The organism is Streptomyces sp. NPDC104371, from assembly GCF_055583785.1.
In genome coordinates, this window is sequence record NZ_JBVJNF010000002.1 from 512016 (window position 1) to 527785 (window position 15770).

At 71.2% G+C, this 15770-nt stretch carries 15 protein-coding genes; 5 read left to right on the forward strand and 10 right to left on the reverse strand.

The window, feature by feature from the left end:
• Positions 1-162: 162 nt before the first annotated feature.
• Together ACZ60T_RS08170 and ACZ60T_RS08175 are read left to right on the forward strand one after the other, a co-directional pair.
• The gene (locus tag ACZ60T_RS08170; protein WP_469665249.1) at positions 163-1623 is read left to right on the forward strand and encodes a zinc-dependent metalloprotease; all 1461 of its coding nucleotides are present in this window, start codon (positions 163-165) and stop codon (positions 1621-1623) included.
• Complete coding sequence (locus ACZ60T_RS08175) at positions 1620-2135, forward strand: NUDIX hydrolase (RefSeq protein ID WP_469665250.1); 516 nt, start codon at positions 1620-1622, stop codon at positions 2133-2135. Before ACZ60T_RS08170 ends, ACZ60T_RS08175 begins: the two co-directional genes overlap by 4 nt.
• A 68-nt stretch (positions 2136-2203) precedes the next feature.
• On the opposite strand, the gene ACZ60T_RS08180 is transcribed toward ACZ60T_RS08175, so the two are convergent.
• The 4 genes from ACZ60T_RS08180 to ACZ60T_RS08195 form a co-directional block, all read right to left on the reverse strand.
• Entirely contained in the window at positions 2204-2959 is a 756-nt protein-coding gene (locus ACZ60T_RS08180; RefSeq protein ID WP_365622067.1) for an AIM24 family protein, read from the reverse strand.
• 16 nt (positions 2960-2975) lie between these two features.
• On the reverse strand, positions 2976-3656 hold the full coding sequence (locus ACZ60T_RS08185) for an AIM24 family protein (RefSeq protein ID WP_252422264.1): 681 nt from the start codon (positions 3654-3656) through the stop codon (positions 2976-2978).
• A gap of 11 nt (positions 3657-3667) precedes the next feature.
• On the reverse strand, positions 3668-5383 hold the full coding sequence (locus ACZ60T_RS08190; RefSeq protein ID WP_469665251.1) for a TerD family protein: 1716 nt from the start codon (positions 5381-5383) through the stop codon (positions 3668-3670).
• Positions 5384-5524: 141 nt separating this feature from the next.
• A complete protein-coding gene (locus ACZ60T_RS08195) occupies positions 5525-6121 on the reverse strand; it encodes a M48 metallopeptidase family protein (RefSeq protein ID WP_365622058.1) in 597 nt (198 codons plus the stop codon).
• Between the two features lie 212 nt (positions 6122-6333).
• Between ACZ60T_RS08195 and ACZ60T_RS08200 the strand changes: the two genes are divergently transcribed.
• Together ACZ60T_RS08200 and ACZ60T_RS08205 are read left to right on the forward strand one after the other, a co-directional pair.
• Positions 6334-7572: a TOMM precursor leader peptide-binding protein gene (locus ACZ60T_RS08200; RefSeq protein ID WP_469665252.1), complete on the forward strand. Its 1239-nt coding sequence runs from the start codon at positions 6334-6336 to the stop codon at positions 7570-7572.
• Entirely contained in the window at positions 7565-9058 is a 1494-nt protein-coding gene (locus ACZ60T_RS08205) for an ABC1 kinase family protein (protein WP_469665253.1), read from the forward strand. The genes ACZ60T_RS08200 and ACZ60T_RS08205 overlap by 8 nt, the downstream gene beginning before the upstream one ends.
• A gap of 126 nt (positions 9059-9184) precedes the next feature.
• Here the strand turns inward: ACZ60T_RS08205 and ACZ60T_RS08210 are convergent, their stop codons facing one another.
• From ACZ60T_RS08210 to ACZ60T_RS08225, 4 genes are all read right to left on the reverse strand, one after another.
• Entirely contained in the window at positions 9185-9508 is a 324-nt protein-coding gene (locus ACZ60T_RS08210; protein WP_365622049.1) for a hypothetical protein, read from the reverse strand.
• The gene (locus ACZ60T_RS08215; RefSeq protein WP_365622046.1) at positions 9505-9873 is read right to left on the reverse strand and encodes a WhiB family transcriptional regulator; all 369 of its coding nucleotides are present in this window, start codon (positions 9871-9873) and stop codon (positions 9505-9507) included. The genes ACZ60T_RS08210 and ACZ60T_RS08215 overlap by 4 nt, the downstream gene beginning before the upstream one ends.
• 176 nt (positions 9874-10049) lie before the next feature.
• On the reverse strand, positions 10050-10367 hold the full coding sequence (locus tag ACZ60T_RS08220; protein WP_252422257.1) for a hypothetical protein: 318 nt from the start codon (positions 10365-10367) through the stop codon (positions 10050-10052).
• Positions 10368-10532: 165 nt separating this feature from the next.
• Positions 10533-12731 (reverse strand): ATP-dependent DNA helicase UvrD2, encoded by a 2199-nt coding sequence (locus ACZ60T_RS08225; RefSeq protein WP_469665254.1) that lies wholly within the window; start codon positions 12729-12731, stop codon positions 10533-10535.
• A 200-nt stretch (positions 12732-12931) separates the two neighbouring features.
• Between ACZ60T_RS08225 and ACZ60T_RS08230 the strand changes: the two genes are divergently transcribed.
• Entirely contained in the window at positions 12932-13189 is a 258-nt protein-coding gene (locus tag ACZ60T_RS08230) for a mycoredoxin (protein ID WP_252422254.1), read from the forward strand.
• Positions 13190-13292: 103 nt separating this feature from the next.
• On the opposite strand, the gene nudC is transcribed toward ACZ60T_RS08230, so the two are convergent.
• Positions 13293-14246: an NAD(+) diphosphatase gene (gene nudC / locus ACZ60T_RS08235; RefSeq protein ID WP_365621999.1), complete on the reverse strand. Its 954-nt coding sequence runs from the start codon at positions 14244-14246 to the stop codon at positions 13293-13295.
• A gap of 120 nt (positions 14247-14366) precedes the next feature.
• Positions 14367-15770 carry a dipeptidase gene (locus tag ACZ60T_RS08240; RefSeq protein WP_469665255.1) on the reverse strand — a complete coding sequence of 468 codons (1404 nt, stop codon included), beginning with the start codon at positions 15768-15770 and terminating at the stop codon, positions 14367-14369.

The window sequence follows — 15770 nt, forward strand, 5'->3', positions numbered from 1 at the left end:
CGGACGCGACGTACGCGTGTGTACCAGGTGGCATCCATCCTGCCGCAGGCCAGGAGTAGGCGAAGCACCCAGGCCCGATCCGGCCGGGGTGTCTACGCTGGTGGTGTTGTCGGGCAGCCAGCCGCCGGAAGGAACCGGTGGCCTTACCAGCCGAGGAATCCCGTGAGTGACACCCCATTCGGATTCGGCCTTCCGCCGGAGGAGCCGGAGAACGGCGACGAGGGCAAGAAGAAGGACCAGCAGAGCGGCGGTGGTCAGGGACCGGCCAACCCGTTCGGTTTCGGGCTGTCCGGAGCCGGCGGCGCCGGCGGCGACAACCCGCTCGCCGCGATGTTCGGTTCCCTGAACCCCACCGACCTGGGCGCCGCCTTCCAGCAGCTCGGCCAGATGCTCTCGTACGAGGGCGGCCCGGTGAACTGGGACATGGCCAAGCAGATCGCGCGCCAGACGGTCGCCCAGGGCACCGCGGACGGCACGAAGGACACGAGCGTGAGCCCCGGCGAGCGCTCCGCCGTCGAGGAGGCCGTCCGCCTCGCCGACCTGTGGCTCGACGACGCGACGTCGTTGCCGTCCGGCGCCGGTTCCGCCGTGGCCTGGAGCCGCGCGGAGTGGGTCGAGGCGACCCTGCCGGTGTGGAAGGACCTGGTCGACCCGGTCGCCGAGCGTGTCGGCGCGGCCATGGGCGATGTCCTGCCGGAGGAGATGCAGGCCATGGCGGGCCCGCTGATCGGCATGATGCGCTCCATGGGCGGCGCCATGTTCGGGACGCAGATCGGGCAGGCCGTCGGCGTGCTCGCCGGTGAGGTCGTCGGTTCGACCGACATCGGCCTGCCGCTCGGCCCGGCGGGCAAGGCCGCGCTGCTGCCTTTGAACATCGAGGCGTTCGGCAAGGACCTCGGTGTGCCCAAGGAGGAGGTGCGGCTGTATCTCGCGCTGCGCGAGGCCGCCCACCAGCGCCTGTTCGCGCACGTCCCGTGGCTGCGCTCGCATCTGTTCGGCGCGGTCGAGGGCTACGCGCGCGGCATCAAGGTCGACACGGCCAAGCTGGAGGACGTGGTCGGCCAGTTCGACCCGCAGAACCCCGAGGAGCTTCAGCAGGCGCTCCAGCAGGGCATGTTCCAGCCCCAGGACACGCCCGAGCAGAAGGCGGCCCTGGCCCGGCTGGAGACGGCCCTGGCGCTCGTCGAGGGCTGGGTGGACGCGGTGGTGCACGCGGCGGCCAAGCCGCGCCTGGCCTCCGCGGACGCGCTGCGCGAGACCCTGCGCCGCCGCCGCGCCTCGGGCGGTCCGGCCGAGCAGACGTTCGCGACGCTGATCGGCCTGGAGCTGCGCCCGCGTCGGCTGCGGGACGCCTCGCGCCTGTGGGCCTCGCTCACGGACGCGCGCGGGGTCGACGGCCGCGACGGCCTGTGGGCCCACCCGGACATGCTGCCGACGGCGTCCGACCTGGACGACCCGGACGGCTTCGTGCACCGCGAACAGCTCGACTTCTCCGAGCTGGACAAGATGCTCGGCGAGGCGGCGGGCGGCGGCAGCGCCCCGAAGCCGGACCTCGAGAAGCCCGAGCCCGAGAAGGGCGAGGACTCCGGGGACGCCGACGGCAAGGGCGACGGCCGCGAGTGAGCCTCCATGACGACGCGGTCGTCGTGGTGAAGGGCTACGAGGACCAGCAGGAGCTGTGCCAGGTCTATCTGGATCACTTGGCGGCGCATCCGGACGGCATGTGGAAGTCCTGCGCGGACGGGCACATCACGGCGAGTGCGCTGGTGATCGACCCCGAGCGCGACCGCGTGCTGCTGACCCTGCACAAGAAGTTGCGGATGTGGCTTCAGACGGGCGGCCACTGCGAGCCGGTCGACACGACGCTGGCCATGGCCGCGCTGCGCGAGGCCACCGAGGAGTCGGGCGTCGCGGGCATGTCCCTGCTGTCCGGCGGCCCGGTGCGCCTGGACCGCCATGTCACGCCGTGCGCCTGGCATCTCGACGTCCAGTACGCGGCGCTCGCCCCGGCCGGAGCCGTCGAGGCGATCAGCGACGAGTCGCTGGACCTGCGCTGGTTCGCGTACGACGAGGTCGCGAGCGTGGCGGACACATCGGTCGTACGCCTGCTGGAGGCGACGCGCGCGCGTCTCTGAGCGCCCGCCTCCGAGAGAGGGCGAGAGGTAAGGGGTGGCCGCTATTGCGGTCACCCCTTACTCGTTGCTCAGCTCCAGACGTTGCCCTGGTTCTGTCCTCGCGCCCCCTGCTGGCCCATGCCGTACTGGGCGCGCAGCCCCTGCCCGATCGCCGCGTTCTGCGGGGGCAGCAGCTCGCTCGGCTGGATCAGCGCGTACCCGTTGCCCATGAAGCTGAGTTCCCAGCCCTCACCGGTGTTGCCGCGACGGCGCCACACCCCCGAGGAATGCGTCTGGGCCTGCATCTGGACGCGCAGGCTCGTGGACCAGGCGACGATCGCGTCGGCGTCGCAGTTGACGTAGGTGTCCGGCCTGACCTGCATCACCAGGGGCGCGCCGGACGTCATCAGCGCGACCTTGCCGCGGCCGGTGATGTTGAGCTGGTACTTGCCGGAGCCGGAGATGCCGTAGAGGCTGTCGACGGCGATGACCTCGTAGTGCAGCGCGGAGTCCATCGCGAGGACGTAGTCGCTGTCGACGGTGAGCCCGTCCTGCTCGACGTCCATGATGTGCACGTGCTGGGCGAGGTTCGCGAGGTAGACGGTGCCCTGCCCGTGGCAGCGCATCAGGTCCAGGCCCTCACCCGTGTACGCACGCGCGTGCTGCTGGTTGTTGCTCTGGTACTCGGCGTCGAACTCGACGAGCCCCTGGTAGGCGACCATGGTGCCCTTGCGCGCCAGGATGTCGTCGTGGCCCTCCAGCAGGACGCGCAGCATCTGCGGGTTCTGCAGGCTGTAGCGCTCCTGGGTCTGCTGTTCGTTGTAGGCGAAGAGCGTGCTCTGCATGGTGTGCGGTTCCCCCTCAGCCCCGGATCCGGAGGCGGTCGGTGCTGTCCTCGCTGGGCTGGACGACCACGATGCCCTGTCCGGAGAACGCCATCTGGTACGCCTCACCGCTGCCGCGCCCGATGAGCGACTGCGCCTTGAAGCTGCGCTTCCCCTTCACCTTCAGGTTCGGGGACCAGGCGACGAGGGCGTCCGGGTCGACGTAGGTCTCGTCCTCGCCCCTGCCGCAGTCGACGACGATCGGCTTGCCGCGCGAGGTCAGCGCGACCCAGCCCTGACCGGAGATCGTGGTGTTCCACAGCCCTTGCCCGGTGAACTTCGCGAGGCCCTTGACGCGTTCGACACCCCACTGGAGATGCGCGTCCAGGGCGAGCAGGTTCGTGGCGTTGACGGAGATCGCGTCCCCGTTGAGGTTGATGACGACGACGTTCGCCCCGTAGTCGGCGAGATAGAGCAGGCCGTCACCGGAGCACTTCATGAGGGGCGCGCCCTCTCCGGTGATCCAGTCCCGGGCGATCTGGCGCACGGCGGACGGGTTGGGCTCGTACTGGATGAACCCTTCGTAGGCGACCATGGACCCCACGCGCGCGAGGAGGTCGTTTCCGGTCTGCATGGCCACCTTCAGCATCTGGCTGCCGTGGTTCTCCATGCGGGCGGTGACGGGTGCGGGGGCGAAGCCCGCGAGTGGCTGGTTCATGACGGACTCCCTCAGACCTCGTAGGGCTGGACGACGACGAAGTTGCCGGGCGCGGCGCGGAACTGGAGGTTGACGCTCTCGCCGGTGTCCCCGGGGTAGGCGTTGTGGCGCAGCCTTACCTGACTGGAGACGATCACCTGCGCGGCGGCGGACCAGGCGACGACCGCGTTGCAGTCGGCGAACGTCGTCGGGGTGACGGGCAGCACCACGGGCGCCCCGTGGGTCTTCACGACGACCGTGCCGGTCCCCTGGAACTGAAGGGTGAACAGCGCGCCGCCGGGGATGCCGTGTCCCTCGACGCGCCGGACCTCGTACTGGAGGGACTCGTCGAAGGCGAGGACGTTCTGCGCGGAGACGCAGATGGCGTCTCCCTGCAGCTCGATGGGGTGCAGATAGGTGGCGTCATCGGCGAGGAACACCTGTCCCTGGCCCGTGCAGCGCATCAGCTGCATCTCCTGGCCGGTCGCGTTGCCCGTGATCCGTCCGACGAAGCCCGCGCCCTTGTAGCCGAAGTCGACCTTGCCCTGGTAGAGCACCATGCTGCCCTGCTGGGCCAGCACGGGCTGTCCGCCGATGCCGAGGTCGACGCGGACGAGCTTCTTGTTCTGCTGCGTCCACCGCTGCCCGGTGGGCGTCTCCTTGAAGGCCTGGAGCGCGGCGGCCACACCGGCACCGCCCTCCGGGGCGCCCTGGGGGACGCCGTACGGAGCGGGCGCCTGGCCCGGAGGCTGGCCGTACGGGGCCGGGTGCCCGTAGCCGGGAGGCGGGGTCGGCTGGCCGTAGGCGGCGGACGGCGGGAGCTGCTGCCCGTACCCCGGAGGCGTCGTGGCCGGTGGCTGCGCGCCGTATCCCGGCGGTGGGCCGAGGGGCTGCTGAACCGGCGCGGGGTGTGGCGCGGGGGGCGGTGGCGGCACGGTCCCGCCCGGCGGGATGGTCAGCGGCGCGACGATGGTGGCCGCGGCGTGCACGGACGGCGCGGGCGCCGGAGTGTGCGGTGTGGCGTCCGGCGGCGGGGCGTGCTGCGGTTGCGGCTGCGGCGGTACGGGGGCAGGCGCGTGCTGTTGCGGGGCCGGGGCGGGAACGGGCTGCTGCGGGGCAGGCGCGGCCGGGGCGGCGAACGCGGGAGGCGCGGCGGCCTGGGCGGGCGGCGCGAACCCCGGGGCGGCGTTCTGCGGCTGCTGCGGTGCAGGCGTCTCCTCCTCGAGGACCTCACCGCCGAAGTTCCGCAGCAGCGCGTCGAGTCCGCCGTCGAAGCCCTGGCCGACCGCGGCGAACCGCCAGACGTCCTTCAGATAGAAGTCGCCCAGCATGACGGCGCGTTCGGTGGTGAACTCCGAGCCGTTGAACGGATAGCGGGCCACCTCCTCGCCGCCCGCGACGATCCGCAGGTATCCGGGCCCGATCTGCGACATCTGCCCGCCGCCGTCGAGCGTCGCCGTGAACGACAACTTCTGGATCTGCGGCGGGATCCTGTCGAGCGTGACACGGAAGGACTCCGTGTCACCCGCCTGCGGACCGAGCAGTTGGATGGACTCCTCGGGCGTCTTCGGCTGGTTGAAGAAGACGAAGTACCGGTCGTCCGAGAGCCGTTCGGCCGCGTCCAGGCCGAAGCAACTGATGTCGAAGGTCAGTCCGGGCCCTGAGATCTGCACACCTACGTACAGATCCGTCCCCGCGGTGAGGTCGCTGATCCTGGCCTTGTGGCCGCGCTGGAATTCCCTGGCCATGCGTAACGAACGTCCCCCATCACGAATATGAGTGCGTCGCGCCAGGCTAACGGCAAAACCCCGACGGGGGCGGAGCGGGTACAGAGCCGGTACACAACCGTCTCTCGCGCGTCTCCCGCCGCTGCTCGATGCCGCTCGGCGTTACTCGGCGCGCGACGGGGGCTGATGGGGCAACCGACCGGCCGCGACCACCCCTTCGAGATAGCCGCGGGCGCGCTCCGTACGGGGATACGCCTCCAGCAACTGCCAGAAGCTCGGCCCGTGTCCGGGTACGAGCAGATGCGCGAGTTCGTGCAGGAGGACGTAGTCGACGACGTACTCGGGCATGCCCTGCAACCGGTGCGACAGCCGGATGCTGCCCTCGGACGGCGTGCACGAGCCCCAGCGGGTGTTCTGGTTGGTGACCCAGCGGACGGAGGCCGGCCGCGCCCGCCCGTCGAAGTACTGATCCGACAACCGTCCGGCGCGCTCGGCCAGTTCGGCGTCGCCGAGGGACCGCTTGCTCTCCTGGGCGGCCAGCTTGTCGAGCATGACGGTCACCCAGCGCTGCTCCTCCGCCTCGGACATCCGGGCGGGGATGAGGACGACGGTGCGACCGCCCTCGCGGTAGGCGGAGACCGTGCTGCGGCGGCGCGTGCTCCTGCGCACCTCGACCGGGCTCACCTCGGCGTCGCTCGGCGGTCGGCTCGTCGTGCTGCGCGGTCGCTGTCCGGCGTGGTGCAGTGGGTCGGCGGGCACACCCAGACGTTACCCGCTGGGCACGGGGGAAGTCCCGCCTCCGAACAGTTCCGTGCCGATCGACACCCCGGGTGCTTGATTCGTACGACGAATCCCGGCGCCTGTGGACAACTTTCGGCACGCACCTCACCGGCACCGGCATGCTGGCACACGTCGGAGGAGCGGACATCCTCTGACGAACAGGGACATACGTCTGACTACGGGAGCCGGTCATGCATCCGATGGTGAAGCCCGCGCTGCGGCGCGGCTGGCGGGATCTGAACACCGTGCAGTTCGGCCTGGCACCCGCGCACGCGATGGTGCTGGGTCCCGTGGACACCGCGACGGGCAGCTTCCTCACGCTGCTCGACGGCACCCGTGGTCTGCCGCTGCTGCGCGAGGAGGCCCGAAGCATGGGGCTGCCCGACGGCCATGTCGACACGCTGGTGGAGAACCTCTCCGAAGCGGGCTTGCTGGACGACGCGACGGGCGGTGGCGCTCAGGCCGACGCCCTCCGTTCCAAGGCGGCCGTCCTGGACCGCCTCCGTCCCGACCTCGCGTCGCTGTCCCTGATCACGCGCACGCCGGGCGAGCCCGCCCGGCGCCTGGCCGCCCGCCGCTCCCTGCGGGTCCAGGTGCGGGGCGCGGGCCGGGTGGGGGCCGTCCTCGCCTCGCTGCTGGCCGGCGCGGGGGTCGGCGAGGTGGATGTCCGCGACACGGGCCGCGTCGAGCCCTGGGACGTGGCGCCGGGCGGTCTGCCGGCCGACTCGATCGGCCGGCGCAGGGAGGAGGCGGCCCGCCGCGCGGTGCGAGCGGCGGCCCCGGACCGGCCGCCACGCCGCGAACGCGCCGCGCGGCGCTCTCCCGGCGACGGCCCCGACCCCGGCTACTCCCTGGTGATCCTCGCCCCGCGCGACGGACTCCAGGTCCACGCGCCCGACCCCCTGACCGGCGAGTCGCTGATCGCCTCCGGAACACCCCATCTGTACGCGGGTGTCGTGGAGGGCACGGGGGTCGTGGGCCCGCTCGTCCTGCCGGGCGAGACTGGCTGCGCGGGCTGCCTCGACCAGGCGCGCGCCGACCGGGACCACACATGGCCACGGCTGGTCGCCCAGTGGCGCTCCGGGCGCCCGCGGCCGGTCCAGGCCTGCGATCTCGCCCTGGCGACCGCCGTGGCGGGAGTCGCCGCCGCACACGCGCTCGCCTTCCTCGACGGCGAGACACCCTCCAGCGCGGGGACACGCTGGGAGACGTCCGTGCCGCGACTCGACTGGCACGCGCGACCGGTGTGGGCGCACGCCGCATGCGGGTGCGGCGCGGCGCAGAAAGAGGCTGTGGAGAAAGGTAAGGAAGAACACACCCCGGATATCGAGGGGCCGCACGAGACAATGGCCCGGCAACGGCCGCCGAGGAACCTGGTCCGCAGGACACACACGGCACGGCCGTCAGGGACTTGGAGGGCGCATGTCTGATCTTCCCCGGAAGGCGGTCACCCGAACCGCCAAGCTCGCCGCGCTCCCGCTCGGTATCGCCGGGCGGGCGACCTGGGGACTCGGCAAACGGATCGTCGGCGAGCCCGCGGAGATCGTCGGCCGCGAACTCCAACAGCGCACGGCCGACCAGCTCTTCAAGGTGTTGGGCGAGCTGAAGGGGGGTGCGATGAAGCTCGGGCAGGCCCTGTCCGTCTTCGAATCGGCGCTTCCCGAGGAGGTCGCCGGGCCGTACCGCGCCGCCCTGACGAAGCTTCAGGAGGCGGCCCCGCCGATGCCGACACGCGCGGTGCACGCGGTCCTGGAGGAGCGCCTCGGCGCGGAGTGGCAGACGCTGTTCCTGGAGTTCGAGGACAAGCCGTCGGCAGCCGCCTCGATCGGCCAGGTCCACCGAGGGGTGTGGCACGACGGCCGGGAGGTCGCGGTCAAGGTGCAGTACCCGGGCGCGGGCGAGGCCCTGCTCTCGGACCTGAGCCAACTCAGCCGGTTCGCCCGGCTGCTGGGCCCCCTGGTCCCGGGCCTGAACATCAAGCCACTGATCACGGAGCTGCGTGACCGGGTCTCCGAGGAGCTGGACTACGGGCTGGAGGCACAGGCGCAGCAGGCACACGCGGAGGAGTTCGCGAACGACCCGGACGTGATGGTGCCGGCGGTGGTGCACCAGTGCGAGCAGGTCCTGGTGACCGAGTGGATCGACGGCATACCGCTGTCGGAGGTGATCGCCGACGGATCCCAGGAACAGCGGGACCGCGCCGGCCAGTTGCTGACCCGTTTCCTCTTCTCGGGCCCGGCCCGCACGGGCCTTCTGCACGCCGACCCGCACCCGGGCAACTTCCGTCTGCTGCCCGGCCCGGACGGCGCGTCCCACAAGGAGAGCTGGCGCCTGGGCGTCCTGGACTTCGGCACGGTCGACCGCCTGCCCGGTGGTCTGCCCGCCCCGATCGGCCATTCGCTGCGTATGGCCCTGGAGGGCGACGCCGGGTCGGTGTACGAACTCCTGTGCGAGGAGGGCTTCGTCAAGGACTCCATCGAGCTGGACCCGGATGCGGTCCTCGACTATCTCCTGCCGATCATCGAACCGGCCCAGGCCGACGAGTTCACCTTCACCCGAGGCTGGATGCGCAGCCAGGCGGCCCGGATCGGTGACCCGCGCTCCCCCGCGTACCAACTGGGCAAGCGGTTGAACCTCCCCCCGTCGTACCTCCTGATACACCGCGTGACCCTGAGCACGATCGGCGTCCTGTGCCAACTGGGTGCCACTGTCCGGATGCGCGACGAACTGGAGGAGTGGCTGCCGGGCTTCCTCGCGGCCGAGGAACCGGCAGGGGGACAGGCCGAGAGGCAGACGGAGGGACCGGCGGAGGACCCGGCGGAGGAGCAGGCGGAGGTGCCGAAGCAGGAACCGGTGAAGGACCTGGTGAAGGACCCGGCAGTGGAACGCGTGGAGGAACCGGCGGTGGAGGCCTGAGGGGCCAGGGCCTTACGAGAGGCTCTGGCCACCAGCGGCCACAACGCACCGCGGGGGCCGGTCCGTGCGGACCGGCCCCCGCGAGGGGTTTCTGCTGCCGACGGCGTCGGCTACTTCATGACGGCCTTACTGCATGACAGCCATGGCGAGCGCGCGACGGGCGCGCAGCGACGCGCGCTCGGCCCGACGCTGCATCCGGCGGGCGACCGCCAGGTGCACGGCCTGTCGCTCCCGCTCGGCGTCGTACAAGCGCTCACGCATATGCGCGCGCGCCAAGGCTTCTGGGATGAGTTGCATCTCTCGGGTCCTGTTCTGGCGCGAGGCGTTCGCGCCGGAGGTGGTGAAGTCTGGGGTCGCTGAACCGGTGGGCTCGCTGGGGGACGGCTTCATCGGGGCCTGCTTCTCGGGGTCGTGCGTCAGGGGGCGGTCGATCGTTCCCGCGGCGTTCATGCCGTGACCGGGTTCTTGCGCGGGCGACCACGCGGCCGCTTGCGGGCAACGACGACGCCCTGGACGAAGAGCTCTCCGCCCCAGACGCCCCAGGGCTCACGCCGCTCCTTGGCGCCGGCGAGGCAGGCCTCCATCAGGGGGCAGGTGCGGCAGAGGGACTTGGCGTACTCGACGTCGGCCGGCGACTCGGCGAAGAAGACCTCCGGGTCGTACGAGCGGCAGGGGACGGGCACGCCGAGGTTCTCGATGGCGTCATCGAGCGCGGTGAGCGTGGTGAGCGGGGTCAAGGTGGGGTCCTCCGTGAGGCCGGGCGGGGGGATCGTTTCGGAAGGCGGTACGGACGGGGCGTGCGCTTCGAGTTGCACGGTTCGTCTTCCTCGTCTGGTCGTTCCGGTCAGGTGGGACCGGGTGGCGGCTTGGTACCGGGTTCTTTTCTTGTCCCGAGGCTCCTTCGTTCTGCTGTCCCGGTTCGGGGAAAACAGAAGGGCCGCGGATCCCGGGTGGGGTTCCGCGGCCCTGAAGGCGCCGACCTGATCGAAGATCAGGCTGGATCGCTCCAGGGTTTTGGCCCACGGAAGGCCCACATCAGGTGGTGCTGCGTCGTCTGCTTCCGGAATCCGGCACCGGCTGCCGCAAAGGCATAGGCCTTGGCCTGTGCCGCTACTGCTTCCAGTGCCTTGGTCGGTCGCTCATTGCGCTCAACGGGAAGATCCGCGAGAGACAGGGAGGACGCCGGACGCTCGACACGAATGCCGGACACACCGGTGCCCAGGTTCGAGACGCCGAGCATGCACGGGGAGACGACCGAGCGACCGATCATTTCGATGGTGCTGATGGAGCTGCTGTTGATGCTGATCACTGGAATCGCCTCCTCTCGGCGTCTTGAGGGACCGGGGTGAGCCAGTCCGACGGATAGGTAAGTACAGCACGGAATCAGGGCCTTCGAGAAGGCCTCTGTTCCCGTGGCTAAGAACCTATGGGGATTGCTGGGGCATGCGCAAACTATTTTTTCGACGAGTTCGTATCAGCCATCCGCGTCCTCTCCCGCGCCGACCCCGCCTGCGCAGATGTCCAGAACGTCGGTGCCGTAGCGCCTGAGCTTGCGGACGCCGACTCCTGGGATGCGGGCCAGTTCCCCCGGGTCGCCGGGAACCGTCTCGGCGATCGCGATCAGCGTCCGGTCGGTGAAGACGCAGAACGCCGGCTGTCCGCTGCGGTCCGCCTGCACCGCCCGCCAGTCGCGCAGCCGCTCGTAGAGGCCCTCGTCCATGTCGGAGGGGCAACTGTCGCAGCGCATCAGCTTCATCTCGCCCGGGTCGGACAGCGTGTGCCCGCAGACCCGGCAGCGGGCCGGGGTCCGGTCCGTGCGGCGCGGGCGGACGGCCGGGGCGGCCGTGCTGAAGCCGCGGACGACCCCTCCGGCACCGGCTGCGGCCGTGCGGCCCGGCGCGGCGGAGGAGCCGGGGCGCAGCCCGTCCAGGAAGCGGCTGGCCTTCCGGCCGGGGCGACCGCCGGGCGAGCGGGACAGGGCCCAGGAGACATGGAGGTGTTCCCTCGCGCGGGTGACGCCGACGTACAGGAGGCGGCGTTCCTCCTCGATCTGCTCCTCGGTCTTCGCGTAGGTGATCGGCATCATGCCCTCGGCGACTCCCACCAGGAAGACGACGTCCCATTCCAGACCCTTGGCCGAGTGCAGAGAGGCGAGCGTGACTCCCTGCACGGTCGGGGCGTGCTGGGCGTTCGCCCGCTCGTCCAATTCCGCCACGAGGTCGGCGAGGGTGGCGCCGGGGGTGGCGGCGGCGAAGTCCTGGGCGAGGTTCACCAGCGCGGCCAGGGACTCCCAGCGCTCTCGGACGGCTCCGGAGCCCGCGGGCGGTGTGGTGGTCCAGCCTTCGCCGGAGAGCACGGCGCGCACCTGGGAGGGCAGGTCCACGGCGTCGTCGAGGAGGGAGTCGTTGGCGCCGAAGCGGGCCGCGCCGCGCAGGGCGATGCCTGCCTTGCGGACCTCGGGGCGGTCGAAGAACCGCTCCGCGCCACGCACCTGGTAGGGGACCCCGGCGTCCGCGAGGGCCTGTTCGTAGATCTCGGACTGGGAGTTGGTGCGGAACAGGATCGCGATCTCGGCGGCGGGAACCCCCGAGGCGAGCAGGTCGCGGATGCGGTGGGCGGCGCCTTCGGCTTCGGCGGGCTCGTCGGCGTATTCGGCGTAACCGGGGTCGGGGCCGGGGGCGCGCTGGGAGACCAGTTCCAGCCGGTGTTCGGCGGCGCGGCCTCGCGCCTGGGCGAGGAGGCCGTTGGCCAGGCGGACGACCTGGGGCGAGGAGCGGTAGTCGCGCACCAGCTTGACGACCGTGGCCGAGGGGTGCCGGAGGCGGAAGTCGAGGAGGTGGTCGGGGGTGGCGCCGGTGAAGGAGTAGATCGTCTGGCTGGCGTCGCCGACGACGCACAGACTGTCCCGGTCGCCGAGCCACAGCTCCAGCAGGCGCTGCTGGAGGGGGCTGACGTCCTGGTACTCGTCGACGACGAAGTGCTGGTACTGGGCGCGGATCTCCTCCGCGATGTCGTGCCGGTCCTGGAGGATGCCGACGGTGAGGAGGAGGACGTCCTCGAAGTCGATGACGGCGCGGTCGCGCTTGAGGTCTTCGTAGGTGGCGTAGAGCTGGGCGATCTCGGCGGTGTCGCGGGGGGCGTCGCGGTCCGCCTTGGCGGCTGCGGCGGCGTAGTCGGCGGGGACGGTCTGGGTGACCTTGGACCATTCGATCTCGGCGGTCACGTCCCGCAGCTCATTGCGGTCGAGGCGGATACGGCAGGCCGCGGCGGCGTCCGCGACGAGCTGGACCTTGCGGTCGATGATCCGGGGGATGCCGCCCCCCACGGCTTTCGGCCAGAAGTACTGGAGCTGGCGCAGGGCGGCCGAGTGGAACGTGCGGGCCTGGACGCCCGAGGCGCCGAGTTGACGGAGTCGGCCGCGCATCTCGCCCGCGGCGCGGTTGGTGAACGTGACAGCGAGCACACTGGCGGGCTGGAGGATGCCTGCGCGGACCCCGTAGGCGATGCGGTGGGTGATGGCACGGGTCTTGCCCGTGCCGGCGCCTGCCAGCACGCACACCGGGCCGTGCAGGGCGGTCGCCACCTCGCGCTGCTCGGGGTCGAGCCCTTCGAGCACCGCGTCGGCCGAATCAGGGACCCGCGGGAAGAGGGGGGAGTGCGTTGCTGCTGTCACCCCGCCATGCTGCCAGGTCGGCCAGGACTGGATGCGCCGGTTGTCCACAGGGAGGCCCGTGCGGTCGTACTGATGCGACAAGCGTCACTCGTGACGGGGCCGGTCGGCCCGCGAGGGCGGGCGCGGGAATAGTGGAACATTCACCTACGTTGGTCTGCTCTGCGAGCAGCACCCCCAAGCCGTGAAGGAGCGCAATCGACATGCCGGGCACTGTGACGATGTACAGCACGACGTGGTGTGGCTACTGCCGTCGGCTCAAGAGCCAGCTCGACCGCGAGGGCATCACGTACAACGAGATCAACATCGAGCACGACCCGGACTCCGCCGCGTTCGTGGAGAAGGCGAACGGCGGAAACCAGACGGTTCCCACGGTTCGGGTCATTCCCTCCCAGGGCGGTTCCGAGGTCGTCATGACCAACCCGAGCCTCGCCCAGGTGAAGCAGGCGCTCGGCGCCTGACCCGCCGCTCTCCTCGCGCAAGAAGCCCTCGCTCCCCACAGGAACGAGGGCTTCCGCCGTCACCGGGACTCAGACGCTCCACCAGGTCTCAGACGCTCACATATCAGACGCTTCTCGTCGGCAGCGGCTTGCCGTACCACAGCTCGATCAGCCGGGCGGCGATGGAGATGCCGTACGGCGGCAGCACCTCGCCGGACTCAAAGGCCGCGTGCAGTTCCGCACGGGAGAACCAGCGGGCCTCGTTGATCTCGTCGCCGTCGACGTCGATCTCCGTGGAGGTGGCGCGGGCGAGGAAGCCGAGCATCAGGCTGGAGGGGAAGGGCCAGGGCTGGCTCGCGATGTACTCGACCTCGCCGACGGTGATGCCCACCTCCTCGAAGACCTCGCGGCGCACCGACTCCTCGATGGCCTCGCCGGGCTCGACGAAGCCCGCGAGCGTCGAGAAGCGGCCTTCGGGCCAGTGCATCTGGCGGCCCAGCAGGATGCGGTCCTCGTCGTCGGTGACGGCCATGATCACCGCGGGGTCGGTGCGCGGGTAGTGCTCGGCGCCGCACGCCGGGCAGCGGCGGATGTGACCGGCCGCCGCGATGACGGTGCGTTCACCGCAGCGCGAGCAGAAGCGGTGCATGCGCTGCCAGTTCTCCAGGGCGACCGCGTGCACCATCAGGCCCGCGTCGCGCGGGGACAGCAGCAGTCCGGCCTCGCGCAGGCCCGCCGCGCGCGCGGACTGGTCCATACGGCCCGGCAGGGCGTCCTTCTGGAGCGCGAAGTAGCTGACGCCGTCCTCGTCGGTGCCCAGGAAGTAGCGGTGCGACTCCGTGACGGGTGCCTCGAAGGACGGGGTCATGACGAGTTCGGTGCGGCCGTCGGCCGTCTCGTCGATGAGGGCCTGACCGCCGGAGACCACGAAGCAGCGGGTGGAGGGATGACTCCACGCCGCGGCGAGCCAGGGCTCGTCGAGCCGGCGGTAGGCGGTCCGGTCGATGCCGCTCGGCGCGGTGAGCGAGATGGGCCGGTCGGCGCTGTGGTCGGTCCAGGTGGTCACGGGTGCTTCCAACTCCCCCGGTGCGGCGGATATTTCGTGGCGGCTCAGCGGGACGGGCAGGAGCCGTACAGGGCGGTTTCGGTGTGCCGCGCCGCACGTCCTGCCCGCGGGGCCGTGCGACCCGCGCGTGTGTCAGTCCGCACGGCGCCAGTTCTCTCCCAGGTCGCCCCACAGGTAGGCGGTGGTCTCGACGCCCTTGAGGAGGAGGTCGAGTTCGACCTTCTCGTTCGGGGCGTGCCAGCCGTCGGACGGCACGGAGATGCCGAGGAAGAGGACGGGGGCGCCGAGGACTTCCTGAAGGTCCGCGGCCGGTCCGGAGCCTCCCTCGCGGGTGAAGCGGATCGGCTGCTGGAAGGCGCGGCCCATGGCGCGGACGACCGACTGCAACGCGGGGTGGTCGAGCGGCGTCAGGCAGGGGCGGGTGGCCGCGCCGAACACGATCTCGGACCGGATCCCGGCGGGCAGCCGGTCGGCGGCCCACGCGCGGACGGCCTTCTCGATGTGGTCGGGGTCCTGCCCTGCGACCAGCCGGAAGGACAGTTTGACCACCGCCGAGGACGGGATGATCGTCTTGCTGCCGGGGCCCTGGTAGCCGCCGCCGATGCCGTTGACCTCGGCGGTGGGGCGCGCCCAGATGCGCTCCAGGGTGGTGTGTCCGGCCTCTCCTTGCGTGGCCGTCGACTTGGCGGTGCGCAGCCACCGCTCCTCGTCGAAGGGAAGCTCGGCGAAGAGCGCCCGTTCGCGGTCGGTGAGGTCGATGACGCCGTCGTAGAAGCCGGGTATCGCCACGCGCGCGTGCTCGTCGTGCAGGGCGGCGACCAGGCGGGCGGCGGCGGTGGCCGGGTTGGGCACGGCGCCGCCGAAGGAGCCGGAGTGGATGTCCTGCTCGGGCCCGCGCAGGGTGATCTCGCACTCGGCGAGGCCGCGCATGCCCGTGCACACCGTCGGGGTGTCCTCGGACCACATGCCCGTGTCGGAGACGATCACGGCGTCGGCGGCGAGCCGGTCCGCGTGCTCCTCGACGAGCGCGCGGAAGTGCGGGGAGCCGGACTCCTCCTCGCCCTCGATCAGCAGCTTCAGATGGACGGCGGGGGCGCTGCGGCCGGTGGCCGCGAGATGGGCGCGGACACCGAGGGTGTGGAAGAACACCTGGCCCTTGTCGTCGGCGGCCCCGCGCGCGTGGAGTCGGCCCTCGCGGATCACCGGCTCGAAGGGGTCGTCGGCCCAGCCGTCCTCGCGGGCGGCGGGCTGGACGTCGTGGTGGCCGTAGACGAGGACGGTGGGCGCCTGCGCGTCCTCGGAGGGCCACTCGGCGAAGACCGCCGGGGCGCCGTCGGTCGGCCAGACCTCGACCGTGGGGAAGCCGGTCTCCCTGAGCTTGCCGGCGAGCCAGTCAGCGCTGCGCCGTACGTCCGCCGCGTGCTCGGGCTGAGCGGACACCGACGGGATGCGCAGCCACTCCGCGAGGTCGTCGAGGAAGGCGGCGCGATGGTCGTCGATGTACGTGAGGACGGCACTGTCCGGGGTCTCGCTCAT

Coding starts and splice junctions, on each gene's coding strand:
- ACZ60T_RS08180 (WP_365622067.1), bottom strand. CDS start 2,959: ATGCAGAGCACGCTCTTCGCCTACAACGAACAGCAGACCCAGGAGCGC.
- ACZ60T_RS08185 (WP_252422264.1), bottom strand. CDS start 3,656: ATGAACCAGCCACTCGCGGGCTTCGCCCCCGCACCCGTCACCGCCCGC.
- ACZ60T_RS08190 (WP_469665251.1), bottom strand. CDS start 5,383: ATGGCCAGGGAATTCCAGCGCGGCCACAAGGCCAGGATCAGCGACCTC.
- ACZ60T_RS08200 (WP_469665252.1), top strand. CDS start 6,334: ATGCATCCGATGGTGAAGCCCGCGCTGCGGCGCGGCTGGCGGGATCTG.
- ACZ60T_RS08205 (WP_469665253.1), top strand. CDS start 7,565: ATGTCTGATCTTCCCCGGAAGGCGGTCACCCGAACCGCCAAGCTCGCC.
- ACZ60T_RS08210 (WP_365622049.1), bottom strand. CDS start 9,508: ATGAACGCCGCGGGAACGATCGACCGCCCCCTGACGCACGACCCCGAG.
- ACZ60T_RS08230 (WP_252422254.1), top strand. CDS start 12,932: ATGCCGGGCACTGTGACGATGTACAGCACGACGTGGTGTGGCTACTGC.
- ACZ60T_RS08240 (WP_469665255.1), bottom strand. CDS start 15,770: ATGAGCGAGACCCCGGACAGTGCCGTCCTCACGTACATCGACGACCAT.